Genomic DNA, 18,778 nt, shown 5'->3' on the forward strand with positions numbered 1-18,778 from the left:
CTTTCTGGCCGGTGGTCTTGTTGTGCAGGTGTACGGCCCTGGACTTGTCGACACATTCGTTCCACACCCACCGGCATCGGTCCGCACTGACCCTGTCGGGCGCGCCCGACACACCGTGGCGCGTCCTACGTCACCGGTGTGACGTGCATCCTCGGGGGTTCAACCCGCCATGTCCGGAGGGGGCGTGACGGTCCCGGGTGCTTCGAGTCGCAGTTCGACCTCGACCTCCTGGTCACCGGCGATGTGGCCCACTTCGTGGACGGCGAAGTTCTCCTCCAGCACGCGCCGCAGCCGCCGTACGGCGAGGGGGCTGCCCTGGACCTCGGCCATGACCGGTCCCGTCAGCGGTTCGGGGTGGGGCACGTTCCCGGTTTCGCCGGAGAGGTCGAAGGTGCCGGTCCACACGGTGGGGCGGTCCCAGGGGGTCTCGTGCGGTTCGTCGTGGGCGCCGCGGTCGGAGGCGAATTGCGTGCACAGGGCGGCGAACAGGCGTCCGGCGTCCTCGGCGGAGCAGTCACTGACGACGACCTGGACGTGTGACACGGGAAGCCGGGGCAGAGTCACGGGGTCCTCCCTGGTCTGGATACCTGATCCGGATACCCGTTCTGAACGCGTGTCCTGGACGCGTGCTCCGAAGGCGATCTCGACGGCACGATCCGGGTACCCCAGGGATGCGGCCGAAACAGGCCGGTGCATGCCGGTCCCCTGCCCCCGTGCCGCTCTGCATGCCCTGGTCAACACGGCCCGTCGGCTATGTTGAGTGGTCGTGGGAGACGAAGAAGGCGCTCGGGTGCCATCGCCGCAGCAGGCACGCGCACAGGCATCTGCGATCACCTCGGGTCGGACGGCCCCCGGGGAGGAAGCGGCCCCCACGTCCCGGCTCAGGGAGCTGTTCGACGGGCCCCGGCTCTCCCCGGGGCAGCGGCGGATCGCCCAGTACCTGATCGAGCACATCACCGAGGCCGCGTTCCTGTCGATCACCGATCTCGCGGAGCGCGTCGGGGTGAGCCAGCCCTCGGTCACCCGGTTCGCCGCCGCCGTGGGCTTCAGCGGTTACCCGGCCCTGCGGGAGAGGCTCCAGGCCATCGCCCTCAGCACCCTCGGCAGCGCGCCCGGCGGCTCGCTCGCGGAGGACACGGAGTACCGCAGCAATGAACTCCAGGCAGCGGTGGACGCCGAGATCACCAACCTGGAGAACCTGCGGCGCGACTTCGCCGACCCGGACCAGGTGATCGAGGTCGGGCGGGCTCTGTCGCGGTCGACGCCGCTGACGGTGCTGGGGCTGCGGATCTCCGGGGCGCTGGCCGAGTACTTCGGGTACGCCGCACGCCGTATCCATCCGGACGTACGGCTGGTGACGCGGGGCGACACCGTCGCATACGACGCGCTACTGCAGTCGCGGGAGGCAGGGGGCACCTGGGTGCTGGCCTTCTCGATGCCGCGGCACGCCCACGAGACGCTCACCGCCCTGCAGGTCGCCCGGGGCGCGGGGCTGAAGGTCGCCCTGGTCACCGACCTGGGGCTCGGCCCGCTCGCGGACGGGGCCGACGTCGTCTTCGCCACCGGAACCGGCTCCCGTCTGGTCTTCGACTCCTACTCGGCGCCCGTCGTCATGTCCGCGGCGCTGCTCCAGGCCATGACCGACGCCGACCCCGAGCGCACGCAGGCCCGGCTGGAGGAGTACGAGCAGAGCGCCGAGCAGCACCAGTTCTTCCTGCGAGACTGAAGCGCTCCACGGGGGCGGGAGGCCCGTCCGGCGCATCCCTCTTCAGCACCGCATCACAGGATTATTCACACCATGTCCAGCATGAATTTTTTCATGTCCTTGCAAACTCATCGGTATATATAAATACTGCTCGCGGGTCGTGACCCGGTGGGACGCCGGGACACGTCGTCCGCCCGGGACCGTCCGCTCCTGCCCGCCACGGCGCCCCGGGCGTGGTGGCCCCGGTCATCCCCTAGGCCGGGGCCACCCGGACTCCCCACCCCTGGCGTCGATGTAAGACCGGAGCGATGATCATGGCCCTCACCTACTCGCCGATCAGCTCGGACTGGCCGTGTCAGGTCAAGACACCCGGCAGTTACGACTGGGAGCGGTCCGCGGCCAAGTGGCTGCGCGAGTTGGTGCCGGCCCGCTACGGCAGCTATCCGGCGATGATGCGTCACCCCGTACTGCTCGCCCGGCACGCGCAGATCCAGGTCCAGCACGAGATCCGGGTCGCTCGCACGGCCCTGCAGACCGCGCGGGCCGAGCTGCCCGGGCTCGGGCTCACCGAGTCGGTCATCGAGCACACGATCAAGATGTACGCGGCGGAAGTGATGCAACTCAACCACATCGCCCGGAGTATTCGGGCGGTGAGTCAGGCGCTGGTGGACAGCAACCTCGCGCGGGCCGGGCAATAGGAACCGTTGCGCAAGCGGGCCGGACAATAGCAACCGTTGCGCAATAGGAACCGTTGTCGTGGGAAGACCTAGGTCGTGGATTCCTGGGCGTGGGTCGTCGTCGTTGCCGTGGTGCTCGCCGCCGTTGTTCTCGGCATAGCGGTCGTGTTGCTGCTGCGGCTCGTACGGACGCGGCGCGAGTTGCGACGTGCCGGGTTGCCGACCGGGCCGCGGTGGGTGTTCTGGGGTGCCGTGCTCTATCTCGTACTCCCGGCCGATCTGCTGCCCGATCCCGTGTACCTGGACGACATCGGGGTTCTGCTGCTGGCGCTCAGGTCGATGCGGGCCGCGCGGGACGAGGACGCGGGAACTGTCCTGCGCGAGTGAGACGTTGTCCGGCTGACGGTCAACCCGACAGGCGGCACGTATGAGCGATCTGGTTCCCGGGGGCAATCTGCCCCTGCCCGGCAGCACCCTGACACTCCGGGTGCCGGGGCCCTTCGACGTGTCCGCGCTCATCACCGACGACAGCGGGAAGGTGCGCGGGGACGGCGACTTCGTGTTCTACAACCAGCCGGCCGCACCCGGGGCCCGCCTCCTCGGCGACGGGCTCACCGTCGATCCGCCGGCGCTGCGGAACGGGGCGAGCCGCGTCACCCTGGTCGTCAGCCCCGCCGACCCCGGCACTCCGCTCGGGCAGTTGCCCACGCCGACGCTGCACGTCACCGGGCCCGGCGGACGCCTCGTCGCCCGGTTCACCCCGCCCCGGCCGGAGCGGGAGACCGTGCTGCTGCTCGCGGAGGTCTACCGCCGGGGTCCCGGCTGGAAGCTGCGGGCCCTGGGGCAGGGGTACGCGGAAGGGCTGGCGGGCATCGCTCGGGACTTCGGGGTCGACGTCCTGGAGGAGGCCGAGCCGACGGGCAGTGTGGCAGCGGGCTCACAGCCACGTCCGGTGGGCTCACAGCCGCATCCGGGTGCCGCACCCGCGCCCACCGCCGCGGACAGCCGCCGGGTGCCAGGAGCGGGGCCCGGCCGACGTGGCCTGCGGTTGCCGAGAGCGGTGACCGGTCTGCGGGGCTTCGGCAGGCCGGGAGCCACGGCGGAACCGGCCCACTCCCCCATCTCGCGTTCCGTCCCGCGGCAGGACAGCTCCCGGATGCCGGGCCCCGTGCCCGACCCGGACGGTCTGCTCGGGCTTGTCAACTCCGCGCGGGCCTCGGCCGGTTCGCCTCCCGTCGTACTCGACGCACGGCTCACGGCGGCCGCGCGGGAGCACGCCGCCCGGATGGCCGCGCGGGGGCGCCTCACCGCCGAAGGGCCGGACGGGGTCTCCATGTACCAACGGCTCACCGCGGGCGGATACGCGTACCTCACCGTCGGCGAGCACCTGGTCTCCGGCCCGCGGACGCCGGCCGAGTTCGTGGAGTACTGCCTGTCGGCCGAGCAGTCCCGCGCCACACTGTGCGAGCCCGCGTTCAGCGAGGCCGGGGTGGGGTACGTCGCCGAACCGCGCTCCGGGACCGTGTACTGGACGGCGTTGTGGGCCCGGCCCTTCACCCCGGCAGGGCTGGAGCGGACGGCCGCCGAGGTCATAGCGCTCACCAACGCCGAGCGGGCCGGGGCGGGTCTGCCGCCGCTTGCCGCCGACCCGTACCTCACCACCGCGGCGCAGGCGCACAGCGCCGACATGGTGGCCCGTGCCTTCTACTCGCACACCTCTCCCGACGGCAGCGAGCCCTGGCACCGGGCGGCCGCCGCGGGCTCCACCCGGCGCACGATCGGTGAGAACATCGCCTGCGGTCAGCGCTCCCCCGCCGAGGTCGTCCGCGGCTGGATGGACAGCCCCGGCCACCGGGCCAACATCCTCAAGCCCGACTTCACCCACATAGGCATCGGCTTCGCCGGAGGCGGATCGGCGGGCACGTACTGGACACAGCTGTTCGGCGCCTGAGGCCTCCGGCGTGCGCCCCCTTCAGGCCGAGTTGGGCACGCGCTCGCGGCAAGGTGCAGGGTGTAGGGGGTGGCAGATTCATCACGCGCTCTTCCCCAGCAGTTCGTCGAGATCCCGTACGACGTGGTCGGCGCCGTGCGCGCGCAGTGCGTCCGCCTGGTCGGCGCGGTCCACGCCGACGACGTATCCGAAGTGGCCCGAGCGCCCGGCGTCCATGCCGGCCAGGGCATCCTCGAACACGGCGGCCCGGGACGGTTCGGCGCCGAGGTCGCGGGCGGCGGCGAGAAAGGTGTCGGGGCGGGGTTTGCCGGGCAGCCGCCGTTCGGCGGCGATGACACCGTCGATGCGTACGTCGAACAGGTGCTCCACTCCGACCGAGCGCAGGATGCCCTGGCAGTTGGCGCTGGAGGAGACGACGGCGGTGCGCAGACCGTGGGCGCGGACGGCCTCGACGTAGCGCAGGGTGCTGTCGTACGCCTCGACGCCCTCGGTGCGGATCAGGTCCAGCAGCAGTTCGTTCTTGCGGTTGCCGATGCCGTGGACCGTCTCGGCGTCGGGCGGGTCGTCGGGGCCGCCCTCGGGGAGTTCGATGCCGCGGGAGGCGAGGAAGGTGCGGACGCCGTCGGCGCGGGGCAGGCCGTCCACGTACTCGTCGTAGTCCGTGACGTCGTCGAAGGGCCGGAAGTCCGCGCCGTCACGTGCTCGCAGAAAAGCGTCGAACGTCCGCTTCCACGCGGCCGCGTGGACGACGGCGGTCTTGGTGATGACCCCGTCGAGGTCGAAGAGGCAGGCCAGGATGGACTTGGGCAGACCGAGCTCGGTCATCTCTGTCATACGGTCCACGATCCCCCAGCGGCCCGGTCCGGCGGGCGCGGCCGGGGTGTCTGGCGTTGGTCATTCTCCGCGCCAGACAGGGGCGCGTTTCTCGGTGAAGGCGCGGGCGCCTTCGCGGGCGTCGGCCGAGTCGAGGACGGGGGCGGTGATCTGCCGTTGCCGGGCGTACGCCTCGGCGTCGAGGTAGCCGCGGGACATCGACACGACCTGCTTGGACGCGCGGACCGCGAGCGGGCCGTTGGCGGCGATGCGGGCGGCCAGTTCGCGGGCGCCCATGAGGGCGTGGGCGGCCTCGGCGGTCAGCGGGTCGCCGGTGAGCGCGGCCTCCATGGCCAGCTGGTACGGCAGCGCCTTCGGCAGCCGCAGCAGTCCGCCGGCTGTCGCGGCCAGGCCGCGTTTGACCTCGGGCAGCCCGAACCTGACGCCGGGCGCGGCGACGATCAGGTCCGCGGCCAGGGCGAGTTCGCAGCCGCCGACCAGCGCCCAGCCCTCGACGGCGGCGATCAGCGGTTTGCTCGGAGGCCGTTCGGTGATTCCGGCGAAGCCACGCTCTTCGATCGAGGGGCGCTCGCCGCGGAGGTACGCCTTGAGGTCCATGCCCGCGCAGAACGTGCCGCCGGCTCCGGTGAGGACGCCCACGACGATGTCGGCGCGTGCGTCCACTTCGTCCATCGCCCGGGCGAGCAGCCCCGCCACCTCGGAGTCGATCGCGTTGCGGACCTCGGGACGGTTGATCGTGACGACGGCGACGCCGTCGGAGAAGTCGGTCAGCACACGGCTCACGGTGCGGTCCCCTCGGCTCTGGGCGGGTGTGCTCGAACTCTGGTTCACCTACTTATCGCTCGCTGAGATACGGGCCACGCCGACGGCTGCACAGACCCCGACCGAGTCGCTGGGAGTGAATTCCATGGCCGATGCCGTCATTGTCGACGCCGTCCGCACCGCCTCCGGCAAGGGCAAACCCGGAGGTGCGCTCTCCGGGGTGCATCCGGCCGAGCTGCTGGCGACCGTGCTGCGGGCCCTGCTCGACCGCAACGACCTCGATCCCGCGACGGTCGACGACGTGATCACGGGCTGCGTCTCACAAAGCGGGGAACAGGCCCTCAACATCGGGCGGACCGCGCTGCTGGCCGCCGGGTTCCCTGAGTCGGTGCCCGCGACGACGGTCGACCGGCAGTGCGGTTCGAGTCAGCAGGCCCTGCATTTCGCGGCACAGGGGGTCCTCGCGGGCGCGTACGACGTCGTTGTCGCGTGCGGGGTGGAGTCGATGAGCCGGGTGCCGATGTTCAGCAGTACGCAGGGCGGCGATCCGTACGCCCCGCTGGCCACGCGCTACCCGGAGGGGCTGGTCGCTCAGGGGATGAGTGCCGAACTCGTCGCCTCGCGGTGGAAGTTGGGCCGCCAGGAGCTGGACGGGTTCGCGGCGCGTTCGCATCGGCGGGCCGCGGCCACGGCGGCATCCGGTGGATTCGACGGGGAGATCGTCCCGGTCGGCGGCCACTCGGTCGACGAGACCGTCCGTCCGGCGACCACGGCGGAGGGTCTGGCCGGACTGAGCCCGGCCTTTGCCGATCCCGTGCTCGGCGAGCGGTTCCCTCAGATCGGGTGGTCGATCACCGCGGGCAACTCCTCACCCCTCACCGACGGCGCGTCAGCCGCGCTCGTCATGAGCGGGGAGCGGGCCGCTGCTCTGGGGTTGCGGCCGCGGGCCCGCTTCCACTCGTTCGCGGTGGTCGGCTCCGATCCGTTGCTGATGCTGACCGGGGTGCTCGCGGCGACCGAGAAGGTGCTCGCGCGGGCCGGGCTCACGCTGTCCGCGGTCGACGCGTACGAGGTCAACGAGGCGTTCGCACCCGTACCGCTTGTCTGGCAGCGGGAGTTCGGTGCCGATCCCGAGCGGCTCAACGCGCGGGGTGGTGCCATCGCTCTGGGGCATCCGCTCGGGGCGTCGGGTACGCGGCTGTTGGCCACGCTTCTGGGGCAGTTGGAGGCGAGTGGCGGGCGGTTCGGGTTGCAGACGATTTGCGAGGGTGGGGGGATGGCCAACGCGATGGTTGTTGAGCGGCTCTGAGGGTGGCCGGGGCGTGGGCTTCCGTCACGGTTGTTGGTCGCCCCCGCCGCCCCTATCCGTTCCCGTCCCGGGGCTGCCGCCCCTTCGACCCCGCCTGGGGACACTCCGTCAAAGCCACTTCATGAGGCGTTCGGTGGCCATACTCACGGCGAAATCCCGACTGTGGCGTCGGCCCGGAGGCCAGCACCGTTTCCTTCCCGAAAACCGGGGTGACCGGTTGGCGGGCCACCGGCGCTCTGACGGTGTTTCCCGCCGCGGTGGCCCTGGCCGGTGCCGTGCGGTGGCTGACGGGCCTCGGGGGCGAGAACGAGCAGCCGACGTCCAGGGGCGGAGGAGAGCTGTGTCACCTGGCCGCCGCTGGCTGAGACGGGTGCAACGGGTGGGGTCGGCTTGGGTACGGAAGGGCTTGGCGCTGCGGCTCAGGGGTTCTCCTCCCGGCCGCTTCCTCGTCCCCAAGGAGTCGTCCCCAAGGAGCGGCATTCCGGCGGCATGGAGCGGACTGCAGGCGTCAGGGCATTCTCCCGGGCCTGGCTCACGCGCGGAAAGGCCGCCCCACCCCGCTACGTCCGTGGTCGGGGAAGGGCGGCCGGTCCGGTCTAGTGGCTGCCGGTCAGCTGGCCGGCGAGGCGCCCGTGCATGTCGGCGCTGGGCTTGTTCAGGCCGATGATGGTGACCTTCTTGCCGCGCTGGGCGTACTTGGTCTCGACCGCGTCCAGGGCGGCCACGGAGGAGGCGTCCCAGATGTGGGCGTCGGAGAGGTCGATGACCACGTCGTCCGGGTCGCCCTTGTAGTCGAACTGGTAGACGAGGTCGTTGGAGGAGGCGAAGAAGAGTTCGCCGGTGACCGCGTAGACGACCTGGTTGCCGTCGGGGTCGACGACACCGGAGACGTTGACCATGTGCGCGACGCGCTTGGCGAAGACCACCATCGCGGTGATGCAGCCGACGACGACACCGATGGCGAGGTTGTGGGTGGCGACCACGCACGCCACGGTGACCACCATGACGGTCATCTCGCCGAGCGGCATCCGCTTGAGCGTCTTCGGGGCGATGGAGTGCCAGTCGAAGGTGGCCACCGACACCATGATCATGACGGCGACCAGGGCGGCCATCGGAATGTCGGAGACGACCGGGCCGAAGGCGATGCACAGGAGCATCAGGAACACGCCGGACAGGAATGTCGACAGGCGGGTACGCGCGCCGGACACCTTCACGTTGATCATCGTCTGGCCGATCATGGCGCAGCCGCCCATGCCGCCGAAGAAGCCGGTGACGATGTTGGCGATGCCCTGGCCGACGGACTCGCGGGTCTTGTTGGAGTGGGTGTCGGTGATGTCGTCGACCAGTTTGGCCGTCATCAGCGACTCCATCAGGCCGACCAGCGCCATCGCGAAGGCGTACGGGGCGATGGTGGTCAGCGTGTCCATCGTGAACGGCACGTCCGGCAGGCCCGGGACGGGCAGGGAGGACGGCAGCTCGCCCTTGTCACCGACGGTCGGCACCGCGATCGCGGCCGCCACGGTGATCACGGTGAGGATGACGATGGAGACCAGCGGGGCCGGGACCACCGTGGTGACCTTCGGGAAGAACACCATCAGGGCGAGACCGCCGGCAACCAGCGGGTAGACCATCCACGGCACGTCCGTCAGCTCCGGCACCTGCGCCATGAAGATCAGGATGGCGAGGGCGTTGACGAAGCCGACCATCACGCTGCGCGGCACGAACCGCATCAGCTTGGCGACGCCGAGCGCGCCCAGGACGACCTGGAAGACGCCGGCGAGGATGACGGCCGCGATCAGGTAGCCGAGGCCGTACTCGTGGTTGAGCGGGGCGATGACCAGGGCGATCGCGCCGGTCGCAGCGGAGATCATCGCCTTGCGGCCGCCCACGACCGAGATGACGACCGCCATGGTGAAGGACGCGAACAGACCGACCGCCGGGTCGACCCCGGCGATGATCGAGAAGGAGATCGCCTCGGGGATCAGGGCCAGGGCGACGACCAGACCCGCCAGCACCTCGGTGCGCAGGACCTTCGGGGAGTCGAGCCAGTCCGGCCTGGACAGGCGGAACTTGGGGGCTGCGGACAGCGGTGAGGACATGCAACCGTTTCTGTTCAGGCGGATGCGCCACCAGCGGGCGGACGCGTCCACGTCGTACATGACTCCGCGCACAGCAAGGAGCGGAATCCCTCGGTGACCCGGCCACTTCAACGGGGCCCAGCCGATCTGCAAGGCAGCCGTCCGGCTGCCGGTCGGGCATCATGGCCCGGAAGTCTTCGGATGCCATCGGGGGCCCGGTGAGGGCCCGCGCCATGGCGTTCACTCGTGCCGTCACTCTCGACGGCGGCGGCGAACACGTGGAGACTCTACCCTGACGTGAGGGCAGGGTGCGACTTGCGGCATGTGAAACGCAGGTAAACACCCGCCAAGATCCTGTGATTCATCTCACGTAAGCTGTGGTGCTTTACGGATTCGAAAATCGAAGGAAACAACGAAGGGGATCATGGGGCGATGACGGATCAGCGGCAGATGCAGATCGGCGAAGTGGCCGAGCGGACCGGTTTGTCGCTGCGCACCATCCGCCACTACGAGGAAGTGGGCCTGGTGATCCCCTCGGCCCGCAGCAAGGGCGGCTTCCGGCTGTATACGGAAGCCGACGTCGAGCGCCTGATGGTGATCCGCCGGATGAAGCCGCTGGACTTCTCCCTGGAGGAGATGCGGGACCTGCTGGACATCACCGACCGGCTCGCCGCCACCGACGACCGACCCGTCGGCGAGGAGCTCGAACGCCTGCGAGAACGGCTGGACTCCTACCGGAAGGTGGCCGACGCCCGCTGCGAGACCCTGCGGGCCCGGCTGGAGATGGCCGAGGACTTCGCCACCACGCTGCGCCGCCGCCTGCAGGCAGATGTGGCAGATGCCCGCTCGGCCACCTGAGCCGTTCCGGTCACGATGCGGGTGAGCAGCGCGGCCCGTGGCAGACCGCGCCGCTCGATGCCATCCGGCCGCATGCCGGTCAGCCGCCTGCGGCTCCCGGCACCTCTTCGGTGACGCCGTTCAGTTCAGAGGCCGGATCGCTGCCGTACGGACGGGTGATGACCTCCAGGCCGTGACCGGCCGGATCCATGAAGTACACCCCCCGCCCGCCGTCGTTACGGTTGATCCGGCGCGGATGCCTGCCGTGCGGGTCGGCCTGGATGGGGATCTCGGCCGCGACGAGCCGCGTGAGGACCTGGTCGAACTCATCCTCGGAGACGAGGAACGCGTAGTGCTGCATGGGGATGTCGATATCGACGGTCGCGAAGTCCAGCGTGACGCCGTTGGCGGTCGTCACCGGCAGGAACATCCCGGCCGGCTCCTCGACCTCCAGCCCCAGGATCTCGGCGAGGAAATGAGCGGACTTCTCCCGGTCGCGGGTGAGAACGATGGTGTGGTTGAACTCGACTGACACTGGTCAATGCCTCCACGGGCATCTCCGCGGCGCCTCCATGCCTCACCCGGCCGGTGACCGACACGCGATGCCGCGCCAGGGATCGTAGACACCCTTCTCCAGCGGCGTCGAGCGGTTTTCGGTCGGCCTGCCCTGCTCTTCGGAGCGCACGTCGAGTGCCGTGACGCCGTGCAGCGTCAGGCGCAGAAAGTGACGGCGCTGCCCCTCGCCGACGGTGCGGTGAGGCGCACCAATCCTGTGCAGCCCGGCGGCCGGGCGCTGCTGGCCGGTGCCGTGTTCCCCGCCGGGATCGAACGCATCGAGTCGAGTGGAGCGGCTCGGGTTGAATGCGACGGTCATGGCACCTGCCCTCGACAACCGGGGGTGCGGTCGAGACGTTCCTGCGGGCCGCCGAGAGACCCCGGGCCGACAGCGAGCTGCGGCATGAACACGGCCAGGGCTCGGCTCCCCCTCCGGCTTCGGGGATGGGACTCAACTCCGTGCTGCGGATGCCCTGTTCGGCCAGACCTGTGCGCAGCAGCCGGGCTCACTCCCGATCGCCGCGGTTCCAGCCGCGCACGGTGCCCCACGTGCGGCGCGCGGCCGGGAGGGTATCGGCGAGGTGTGCGGCGGCGGCCAGGAGGCGCTCGGTCCCTGGCGCGTCCCAGGCGGATCCGGCGTCGGGGGACGAGGTCGAAACCGAGGACAGCATGCGGGCTCCTTGCGCGCTCGGGACGGACCGGACCGGCGGCGTCGGGAAGGCGGCCCGCAGCCGCGCCGGGGGCGTACGGGCCCGCGAGACCTGCGTGTCAGGACAGGAGTTGGCCTCGCGGGCTGCGGCCGACGGCCGCTTCGGAACGACGGCCCCGCGGCCCCGCCTCTGTGGCCCGAGGCGGGACGAACGACGGCGCTCCGACCGTTCATCTCTAACCTAACGCGAGAGTCTGGCCGGTGTGAAGCAGTCACCACGCTGGATGAAGAGGATCTGAACCTTACGCCAGGACAGAGTTGTGGGCTCCGGTGGATTCATTGGACAGGTCCCCCGGCACGGCAGCCCCGGGCAGGTCCTCCATGTGTTCATGGCTCTGGGCTGCTCCCGTTCGTGGCGCTGCGCTGCTCAGCGGAGGCCGGCGGCCGGGTCGGAGGCGAGCCAGCCGCGGGCGCCCCAGAAGTCGACGGCTCGGCAGATCGTGCTCACACACCGCTGGGCGCGGTCGCTGCCGTCACCCCAGTGCCCGAGGCCCCACTCGGCGAGCCGGTCGGCGGCGCCGTCCTCCTCCAGCACGGTCAGCCGGTTGTGGGAGCCGAGATGGGTGCCCAGCAGCAGCATCGCGGTGGCATCGGCCTGCCCGGAGGACTCGCCCATGAACGCGGCGATGGCCTGCCGGACCGTGGGCACCATGGACGGCGACGGCGCGGCCTTCGGCCGGGGCGGCCGCGGGCGCGCCGGGGCGCGTGGCGCGGGTGAACCCTTCGCGGCCGGGGCCGGTTTGGCCGCGACGGCGGGAGTGGGTTCAGGAGTGGGTGCGGGCGCCGCCCGGGGCGGTGCAACGGGCGCCTCTCGGCTCTGGGCGGCACCGAGACAGGCTGCGACGTAGTCGCTGGGCACGGGGACGTTCTGAGAGATGGAGGTTTCCAGTGCCTCGGCATCGCAGCTGCGGCACAGCGGGAGTTCGCGCCAGCCGATGATGGACAGCTGGGTGCCCCGCGAGTGCCGGGTCATGGCCTGCGGGCGGTGGACGATGTCCTGGCCGCCGCAGTCGGCACAGCGCACGCCACCGCGCATCCATTGCGCGTCGCAGGTCAGACAGGTGATCCGGATATCGTCGTCCACGGGTTCGCCGCGCAGGTCCTCGGCCTCCCCGCACGACGGACACTCCGCCACACCCGCCATGATCGTCCCCCCTCCTCACCGCAGAGCCCTTACCCGCCGAAGTCTACCGTCACGTGAGAGTAGGCTTCCGGTCCGGGCTTTCCTCCTTCTGGACACGGCTCTCGCACTCCCCGCAGCACGACTTCACTGCCCGCCTCCTGCTCTCCGCCTCCCCCATCGTCCGTCCTACTCGTGAGCGGCGATGAGGTGATCGAGCCGGGCGTCGGGGAACTCCCGCTCGAAGGAGTTGGCCTGCCAGCGGTCGGGGAAGAGGGCGAGCTGCGCCTTGTCCCGGACGCGGGTGAGGGCCTCGCCCTTGACGATCCGGGAGCGGTTGAGCGCCTCGGCGCCGGCCGTGTCGGTGGCGCGGGCCAGGTGGTACGGGAGCGGCTCCAGTTTTACGGCGGCGGAGAACTCCCCCGCCATACGGGCGGTGACGACGTCGAACTGCATCGGCCCCACGGCCGCGAGCACGGGAGCCTGGTCGCCGCGCAGTTCGGAGACGAGGACCTGGACGACACCCTCCTCGTCCAACTGTGCGATGCCGCGCCGGAACTGCTTGGAGCGGCTGAGATCGACCGGGCGCACCACGGCAAAGTGCTCGGGGGCGAAGGTCGGCATGGGCGGGAACACCGCCGCCTGCTCGGTGTAGAGGGTGTCGCCGACGCGCAGCGCGGTGGCGTTGACCAGCCCGACCACGTCGCCAGGGTAGGCGATGTCGACCATGGAGCGGTCCTGGCCGAAGACGCTGTGCGCGTACTTGGTGGCGAACGGCTTGCCGCTGGCGGCGCGGGTGACGGTCATGCCACGCTCGAAGATCCCCGAGCAGACCCGCATGAAGGCGATCCGGTCGCGGTGGGCGGGGTCCATGTTGGCCTGCACCTTGAACACCAGCCCGGAGAACGGCGCGTCCACGGGCCGGGTGCCGCCGCCCTCCAGCTCCCGTGGGCCGGGCGGCGGTGCGAGGTCGACGACGGCGTCAAGGAGCAGCCGTACGCCGATGTTGGAGATCGCCGCGCCGAAGAAGACCGGGGTGGTGCGGCCCGCGAGGAACGCCTCCTGGTCGTGTTCCGCGCCGTCGGCGTGCAGCAACTCCAGTTCCTCGGCGGCCTTCTCCCAGTCCGCGCCGTCCTCTGCGGCGGCCTGCCCGGCCGGAACGGTCTCCTCGATCGCCTCGTGGGCGCCACCGGGGGTGCGAGTGTAACGCAGCATCCGCCCCGGGTCCCGTACGTCGATGAGCCCGCGCAGGTAGCCCGCGTCGCCGACCGGCCAGGTGACGGGGGTCGGTTTGAGGCGGAATTCGCGCTCGATCTCGTCCAGCAGCTCCAGGGCCTCACGGCCGGGCCGGTCCCACTTGTTGACGAACGTGATCACGGGGATGCCCCGGTGCCGGCACACATCGAACAGCTTGCGGGTCTGCTCCTCCAGGCCCTTGGCCGCGTCGATGAGCATCACCGCGCAGTCCACCGCGGCCAGGACGCGGTAGGTGTCCTCGGAGAAGTCGGCGTGTCCGGGGGTGTCCAGCAGGTTCAGCACGCAGTCACGGTGGGCGAACTGGAGGACGGCTGAGGTGACGGAGATGCCGCGCGCCTTCTCCATCTCCATCCAGTCCGAGGCCACCCCTCGCCGCCCGGCCTTGCCGTGTACCGCGCCCGCCTCGGTGATGGCCCGGGCGTGCAGGGCCAGGGCCTCGGTCAGGGTGGACTTGCCCGCGTCCGGGTGGCTGATCACGGCGAACGTCCGCCGCCGGGCCGCCGCGGACGCTGCCCGGTCACTGGAGGAGCTCATCGGACCGCCTCCGCGTCCACCGCGGCCGTGGCGGCCACGAGCCGGGCCAGGTGGCCGTGCAGGGAGCGGGCGAAGCCTTCGGCCTCCGCCAGTTGTCGGCGCAGGTCCTCGCACCGCGCGTCGGCCTTCACCCAGTACGTACGCAACCGTTCCACCAGTTCCTCGTGTGCCTGCTCGTCGTTCTCCGGCAACGGCCTGCCGTCATCGGTGAGTTGTTCCAGTACGTCCAGCAGGGCGCGGATGTCGTCGAGGCAGAGGCCCAGCGGCCGCATCCGCCGCACCAGCGCCAGACGGCGCACCTCGGCCTCGGTGTAGAGGCGGAAGCCTCCCATACTGCGCTCGCTGGGAGCGACCACGCCGACGTCCTCGTAGTGGCGGATCGTGCGCAGCGACAGCCCCGTGCGCTCGGACACCTCGCCGATCTGCATCAGCTTCTCGCCCACGACTCCACCGCCTCGCCTCGTGTGCCGGCACCCTTGCCGGACCACAAACCTACCCTCTCGTTAAGGTAGGTTTGCAAGCGAGTGGAACCAAGGGCAGCCGCAGACAGACTGCTGCCGTAGTCGTCTCGGCAGCGCCGCCCGGCACCGACATCGTGATGATGTCGCCGACGGAGGCTGGGAAAACGCTGAAGACGGTGCCGCAGAAGCGGTACGCCGAAGCGGAGTGCGAGGTGTGACACGGGCCTCCGCCTGCGTGCCCAGCGCCTACCCCGGGGCTCAGTAAAGCAGTTGCCGGCCACCCCTCCCGCCCCGGCATCATCGTCGGGATCCGGCCGTCCACCTCCCAGGGAGACCGTGTTGACCACCAGCCCCTTCCCGGACCTTGCCCGCACCGGTACGGCCGTGATCGGCACCCGGTACGTCTCAGGCCCCGACCGGCAACAGCTCGTCGCCGATGCCGAAGCCAATGCACTGGACCGCACGTCCCCACCCCGTGGCCTCGCCGCCGTGAGCTGGTTCGCCGGTACGGACGGCGAGACCGTGCTGACGCTCGCACAGTGGGACAGCGACCTGGCACACGACGCGTACCTGCGCGGCGGCGGCTGCGCGGCCCCGCTGGCCGTCCCGCCCCGCTACGGCCTCCACCGCAGCCTGGCCGAGGAGAGCGAAACCCGCGTCCCGGGCTGCCTGATCAGCGCCGCCTTCGACGTCGACGGCCCCGAGCGGCAGCGGCACCTCGTCGACAGCCTCATCGCCGTCCAGCCCGAGGACGGCGGGCACCCCGGCGCGATCTCCGCGCACTTCCTGCTCAGCGCCGACGGCACCAGGGTGCTCCTCTACACCGAGTGGACCAGCATCGAGGCACACCAGGAAGCCGCCGAGGCCGGTGACCACGACCAGGCCCACACGATCATGTCCGGCACGCCCGGCGTACGGCTCACCCATGGCGGGCGCTACCGCCTCCACCGCTCACTGTCCCTCCCCCTGCCATGACCGGCGCGCCCGGCTCCTGGACCCTCCACCCCGGCGGGGGTTCGCCCTGGTCCAACGACCCTCCCGACGAGCAGTTCACTTCCGTACTCACATAGGAAGGCCGCTTCCGGGGTGCGCCGGTCGGCCAGGCGCGAGCTGGGTGGTCCTGGCTGCCGTGGCCGTCGTGTCGCTCGCCCTGCCGCGCCCTCACCGGGAGGCCGGTCAGGCGGGTTGCGTAGCCGCCTGCGCGAACTGGGCCGCGTAGAGCCGCGCGTAGGCACCGTCGGCGGCCAGCAGCTCCTCGTGCGTGCCCTGTTCGACGATGTGGCCCGCCTCCATGACGAGGATGGTGTCGGCGTCGCGGATGGTGGAGAGCCGGTGGGCGATGACGAAGCTGGTGCGGCCGGTGCGCAGGTCGGCCATGGCGTGCTGGACGAGTGCCTCGGTGCGGGTGTCGACGGAGGAGGTGGCCTCGTCGAGGACGAGGATCGACGGCTGGGTGAGGAAGGCGCGGGCGATGGTGAGCAGTTGGCGTTCGCCCGCGCTGAGGCCCTCGCCGTTCTCGTCGAGGAGGGTGTCGTAGCCGTCGGGGAGGGTGCGGATGAAGTGGTCGGCACGGGCCGCCTTGGCGGCGGCCACGATCTCGTCGTACGTGGCGTCGTCCTTGCCGTAGGCGATGTTGTCGGCGATGGTGCCCTCGAAGAGCCAGGTGTCCTGAAGCACCATGCCGATGCGGGCGCGCAGTTCGGCGCGCGGCAGGGCGGCGATGTCGGTGCCGTCGAGGGTGATGCGGCCGCCGGTGGGTTCGTAGAAGCGCAACAGCAGGTTGACCAGGGTGGCCTTGCCCGCGCCGGTGGGGCCGACGATGGCGACGGTCTGGTGCGGGGCGACGGTGAGATCGAGGTCCTCGATCAGCGGCTCGGCCGGCTCGTAGCGGAAGGAGACCTGCTCGAACCCGACCCGCCCCGTGACCTGTTGGAGTCGCTGCGGGACCACGGGGTCGGGGCTCTGCTCGTCGGCGTTGCGTCGTGGCTCGATCTTGCCATGGGCGCAGCACAGTGAGTTCGCGGGTGAGCGGAAGCCGATGCGGTCGCAGGAATAAACAGGAACAAAACCGGCCTCTGCCTGCGGAGTTGTCCGTGCGGGACCTCTTGACGCCATATATCACGGCTGGATACTTGCGGGCAACGGGTTTCCCAGGCCACGGGAATTCGAGAAGCGCGCACCAATTTCCCCCCAACCCCCCACCGGCGCAATGCGCGATCGATATCTCGAACAACGTGAGCGGTGCCGCTCAAGGCTTTTCAAGTGCCATTGCTTCACGCGACGCCCCACCCGCAGTGAGAAGAACTGCCGTTCCGGCCTTCCGCGTCCTCGGCGGAAGGACTGTTCATGCCGTCATCCCCACACTCGACGGCCCACCCCCACAGGAGGACCCCTCGATGAGTTCAGGACGAACCCAGGAGCCCGCTGAGCGAACGGCCATACCCTGGCGCGGCAAGGTGGTCTCGGCCGCGCTGGCAGCCGCCGTGCTGGCCGGGCCCAGCGTCGCGCAGGCCGCACCTCAGACCGCACCGCCGGCCGTACCGGCATCCCAGGAACAGGTGGCGGCGGCCGACATCACCTGGACCCTCGAACGGGCGAGCAACCCCACCCAGGACCAGCAGACGGCCTACAACCTGATCACGGCGGCCATGAACGCCGCGGTGGCCCGGTACAACAACCTCAGCGACCTGGGCAAGAACATCACCGTCCGCTACGACCCGGGCGTGCCCACCGCTGACGGCAACATCAACGGAACCATCCGCTTCGGCAACCGCAGTTACATGACCGAGAGGACCGCTCTGCACGAGATCGCCCACACCATCGGCGTGGGCACCAGTTCGGGCTGGTCCTCTCTCGCCGCCGGGGGTACCTGGCGCGGCGCGCAGGCCACGGCACTCGTCAGGCAGTTCGACGGTTCGGGCGCCACGCTGTCCACCGGCGGTGGGCACTTCTGGCCGTACGGCCTGAACTACGAAAACGAGTTCTCGAACACGGCGGCCGATCGTCACGTCCGGATCGTCTCCGCCATGGTGCGTGACGGTCTGTAGCCTCACGAGAACCTCACGAGCCGACGCCTGGGGGCGGCAACCGCTCCCAGGCACACCCCAGGCACACCTCCGCGCCCGCATCCGCTGAGGGACCGTCACCAGAACGTCAGCGGCGAAGGGCGGCGAGATCCTCGCCGGGCAGGTGGATCCAGCCCTCCTGCCGGGCGGCCGCGTGCTCGTCCGGAGAACGCGGCCACAGGGTGTCCCCGACCTGGACCGCGCGCGCGACCAGGGCGCAGACCACGGCGTCGAGATGGTCGTGGCTGTCGACGCACTTCGCGCGCACCGGCTCGGGGAGAGGCACCCCCAAGCCGGCCTCGACCGAGCGGACGATGTGCTCCCGGACAGCACGCGCTTCGGGGGTGGCGCGCTTGTAGCTGCCGGTGGTGCGGATTCCCCACCGCCGCAGTGCGGCGGCGGGGTAGACCTCGGCGACCGGTCCGGATCCGTCCCGCGGCACAGGGACGCCCGTCGCCGCGAGGGCGTCCAGCAGACGGGCCGCTCGCAGCGCCACGACACCGAGAAGATCGGTGGAAACCGACAGCGGAGGCCGCATCGCGGTGACCTTCCAGGTGACGTCGTCGGTCAGCCGGAACCGCAGCGCGTCCAGCCCCGGCCTGCCGTCCGCACGCTCCTCGAACCGGGCGGGAGGCGGCAGCCGCTCGCCCCGGTGGTGGGCCAGGACCGTGTCCACGAAGCTCGACGGCCAGCCGAGAGGACAGTCGAGGCCCGTCTTGCCGGCCGCCCGGACCACCGCCAGCAGATCCTCGTCCCCCTCAGGCACCACGAACTCCGCCGCCAAGCCGCCCTCGTCCCGCCAGACCATCCGGCACACAGCGGTACGCCGTGCGCTCGCGGCCAGGTCGACGCCCACCGTCACCGCCTGTCGTCGCATCATGCCGGGATCCTCCCGCAGCACGCCCGCACTCCGGGTGACCGCAC

Annotated in this window: 19 protein-coding genes and 1 pseudogene; 8 read left to right on the forward strand and 12 right to left on the reverse strand. The window is 70.7% G+C overall.

The window, feature by feature from the left end:
- Nucleotides 1-159: 159 nt before the first annotated feature.
- The gene (locus ACWD3C_RS25480) at nt 160-564 is read right to left on the reverse strand and encodes a hypothetical protein (RefSeq protein WP_451147662.1); all 405 of its coding nucleotides are present in this window, start codon (nt 562-564) and stop codon (nt 160-162) included.
- 226 nt (nt 565-790) lie between these two features.
- Here ACWD3C_RS25480 and ACWD3C_RS25485 point away from each other — a divergent pair, with 226 nt between their 5' ends.
- The 4 genes from ACWD3C_RS25485 (at nt 791) to ACWD3C_RS25500 (ending at nt 4,333) form a co-directional block, all read left to right on the forward strand.
- Entirely contained in the window at nt 791-1,726 is a 936-nt protein-coding gene (locus ACWD3C_RS25485) for a MurR/RpiR family transcriptional regulator (protein ID WP_451147663.1), read from the forward strand.
- Nucleotides 1,727-2,019: 293 nt separating this feature from the next.
- Nucleotides 2,020-2,403, forward strand: a complete 384-nt coding sequence (locus ACWD3C_RS25490) for a hypothetical protein (protein WP_451147664.1) — start codon at nt 2,020-2,022, stop codon at nt 2,401-2,403.
- Between the two features lie 75 nt (nt 2,404-2,478).
- The gene (locus ACWD3C_RS25495) at nt 2,479-2,769 is read left to right on the forward strand and encodes a DUF1232 domain-containing protein (RefSeq protein ID WP_451147665.1); all 291 of its coding nucleotides are present in this window, start codon (nt 2,479-2,481) and stop codon (nt 2,767-2,769) included.
- Between the two features lie 40 nt (nt 2,770-2,809).
- Nucleotides 2,810-4,333, forward strand: a complete 1,524-nt coding sequence (locus ACWD3C_RS25500) for a CAP domain-containing protein (protein WP_451147667.1) — start codon at nt 2,810-2,812, stop codon at nt 4,331-4,333.
- Between the two features lie 81 nt (nt 4,334-4,414).
- On the opposite strand, the gene ACWD3C_RS25505 is transcribed toward ACWD3C_RS25500, so the two are convergent.
- Nucleotides 4,415-5,158, reverse strand: coding sequence for an HAD family hydrolase (locus ACWD3C_RS25505; RefSeq protein WP_451147797.1), 744 nt, complete (start codon nt 5,156-5,158; stop codon nt 4,415-4,417).
- 69 nt (nt 5,159-5,227) lie between these two features.
- Nucleotides 5,228-5,950, reverse strand: a complete 723-nt coding sequence (locus ACWD3C_RS25510; protein ID WP_451147669.1) for a crotonase/enoyl-CoA hydratase family protein — start codon at nt 5,948-5,950, stop codon at nt 5,228-5,230.
- A 124-nt stretch (nt 5,951-6,074) separates the two neighbouring features.
- On the opposite strand from ACWD3C_RS25510, the gene ACWD3C_RS25515 reads away from it, so the two are divergent.
- Nucleotides 6,075-7,238 (forward strand): thiolase family protein, encoded by a 1,164-nt coding sequence (locus tag ACWD3C_RS25515; RefSeq protein ID WP_451147671.1) that lies wholly within the window; start codon nt 6,075-6,077, stop codon nt 7,236-7,238.
- 596 nt (nt 7,239-7,834) lie between these two features.
- Here the strand turns inward: ACWD3C_RS25515 and ACWD3C_RS25520 are convergent.
- Nucleotides 7,835-9,337: a SulP family inorganic anion transporter gene (locus tag ACWD3C_RS25520; protein ID WP_451147799.1), complete on the reverse strand. Its 1,503-nt coding sequence runs from the start codon at nt 9,335-9,337 to the stop codon at nt 7,835-7,837.
- Nucleotides 9,338-9,748: 411 nt separating this feature from the next.
- Between ACWD3C_RS25520 and ACWD3C_RS25525 the strand changes: the two genes are divergently transcribed.
- Nucleotides 9,749-10,174: a MerR family transcriptional regulator gene (locus ACWD3C_RS25525; RefSeq protein WP_451147673.1), complete on the forward strand. Its 426-nt coding sequence runs from the start codon at nt 9,749-9,751 to the stop codon at nt 10,172-10,174.
- Between the two features lie 79 nt (nt 10,175-10,253).
- On the opposite strand, the gene ACWD3C_RS25530 is transcribed toward ACWD3C_RS25525, so the two are convergent.
- From ACWD3C_RS25530 to ACWD3C_RS25555, 6 genes are all read right to left on the reverse strand, one after another.
- The gene (locus tag ACWD3C_RS25530) at nt 10,254-10,688 is read right to left on the reverse strand and encodes a VOC family protein (protein ID WP_451147675.1); all 435 of its coding nucleotides are present in this window, start codon (nt 10,686-10,688) and stop codon (nt 10,254-10,256) included.
- 42 nt (nt 10,689-10,730) lie between these two features.
- Nucleotides 10,731-11,027, reverse strand: a complete 297-nt coding sequence (locus ACWD3C_RS25535; protein WP_451147677.1) for a hypothetical protein — start codon at nt 11,025-11,027, stop codon at nt 10,731-10,733.
- A gap of 187 nt (nt 11,028-11,214) precedes the next feature.
- Nucleotides 11,215-11,379, reverse strand: coding sequence for a hypothetical protein (locus ACWD3C_RS25540; protein ID WP_451147679.1), 165 nt, complete (start codon nt 11,377-11,379; stop codon nt 11,215-11,217).
- 405 nt (nt 11,380-11,784) lie between these two features.
- Nucleotides 11,785-12,561 carry a hypothetical protein gene (locus tag ACWD3C_RS25545; RefSeq protein WP_451147681.1) on the reverse strand — a complete coding sequence of 259 codons (777 nt, stop codon included), beginning with the start codon at nt 12,559-12,561 and terminating at the stop codon, nt 11,785-11,787.
- A 165-nt stretch (nt 12,562-12,726) separates the two neighbouring features.
- A complete protein-coding gene (locus tag ACWD3C_RS25550; protein ID WP_451147683.1) occupies nt 12,727-14,328 on the reverse strand; it encodes a peptide chain release factor 3 in 1,602 nt (533 codons plus the stop codon).
- A complete protein-coding gene (locus ACWD3C_RS25555) occupies nt 14,325-14,771 on the reverse strand; it encodes a MerR family transcriptional regulator (RefSeq protein WP_451147685.1) in 447 nt (148 codons plus the stop codon). Before ACWD3C_RS25555 ends, ACWD3C_RS25550 begins: the two co-directional genes overlap by 4 nt.
- Nucleotides 14,772-15,128: 357 nt before the next feature.
- Here ACWD3C_RS25555 and ACWD3C_RS25560 point away from each other — a divergent pair, with 357 nt between their 5' ends.
- The gene (locus tag ACWD3C_RS25560; protein WP_451147687.1) at nt 15,129-15,764 is read left to right on the forward strand and encodes an antibiotic biosynthesis monooxygenase family protein; all 636 of its coding nucleotides are present in this window, start codon (nt 15,129-15,131) and stop codon (nt 15,762-15,764) included.
- 201 nt (nt 15,765-15,965) lie between these two features.
- Here the strand turns inward: ACWD3C_RS25560 and ACWD3C_RS25565 are convergent.
- Nucleotides 15,966-16,766 (reverse strand): annotated as a pseudogene (locus ACWD3C_RS25565) (ABC transporter ATP-binding protein); the annotation flags it as partial.
- 419 nt (nt 16,767-17,185) lie between these two features.
- Between ACWD3C_RS25565 and ACWD3C_RS25570 the strand changes: the two are divergent.
- Nucleotides 17,186-17,836 (forward strand): hypothetical protein, encoded by a 651-nt coding sequence (locus ACWD3C_RS25570; RefSeq protein WP_451147689.1) that lies wholly within the window; start codon nt 17,186-17,188, stop codon nt 17,834-17,836.
- A gap of 106 nt (nt 17,837-17,942) precedes the next feature.
- Here the strand turns inward: ACWD3C_RS25570 and ACWD3C_RS25575 are convergent, their stop codons facing one another.
- On the reverse strand, nt 17,943-18,734 hold the full coding sequence (locus tag ACWD3C_RS25575) for a DUF429 domain-containing protein (RefSeq protein WP_451147691.1): 792 nt from the start codon (nt 18,732-18,734) through the stop codon (nt 17,943-17,945).
- Nucleotides 18,735-18,778 lie beyond the last annotated feature (44 nt).

Source organism: Streptomyces sp. NPDC002845 (assembly GCF_053591955.1).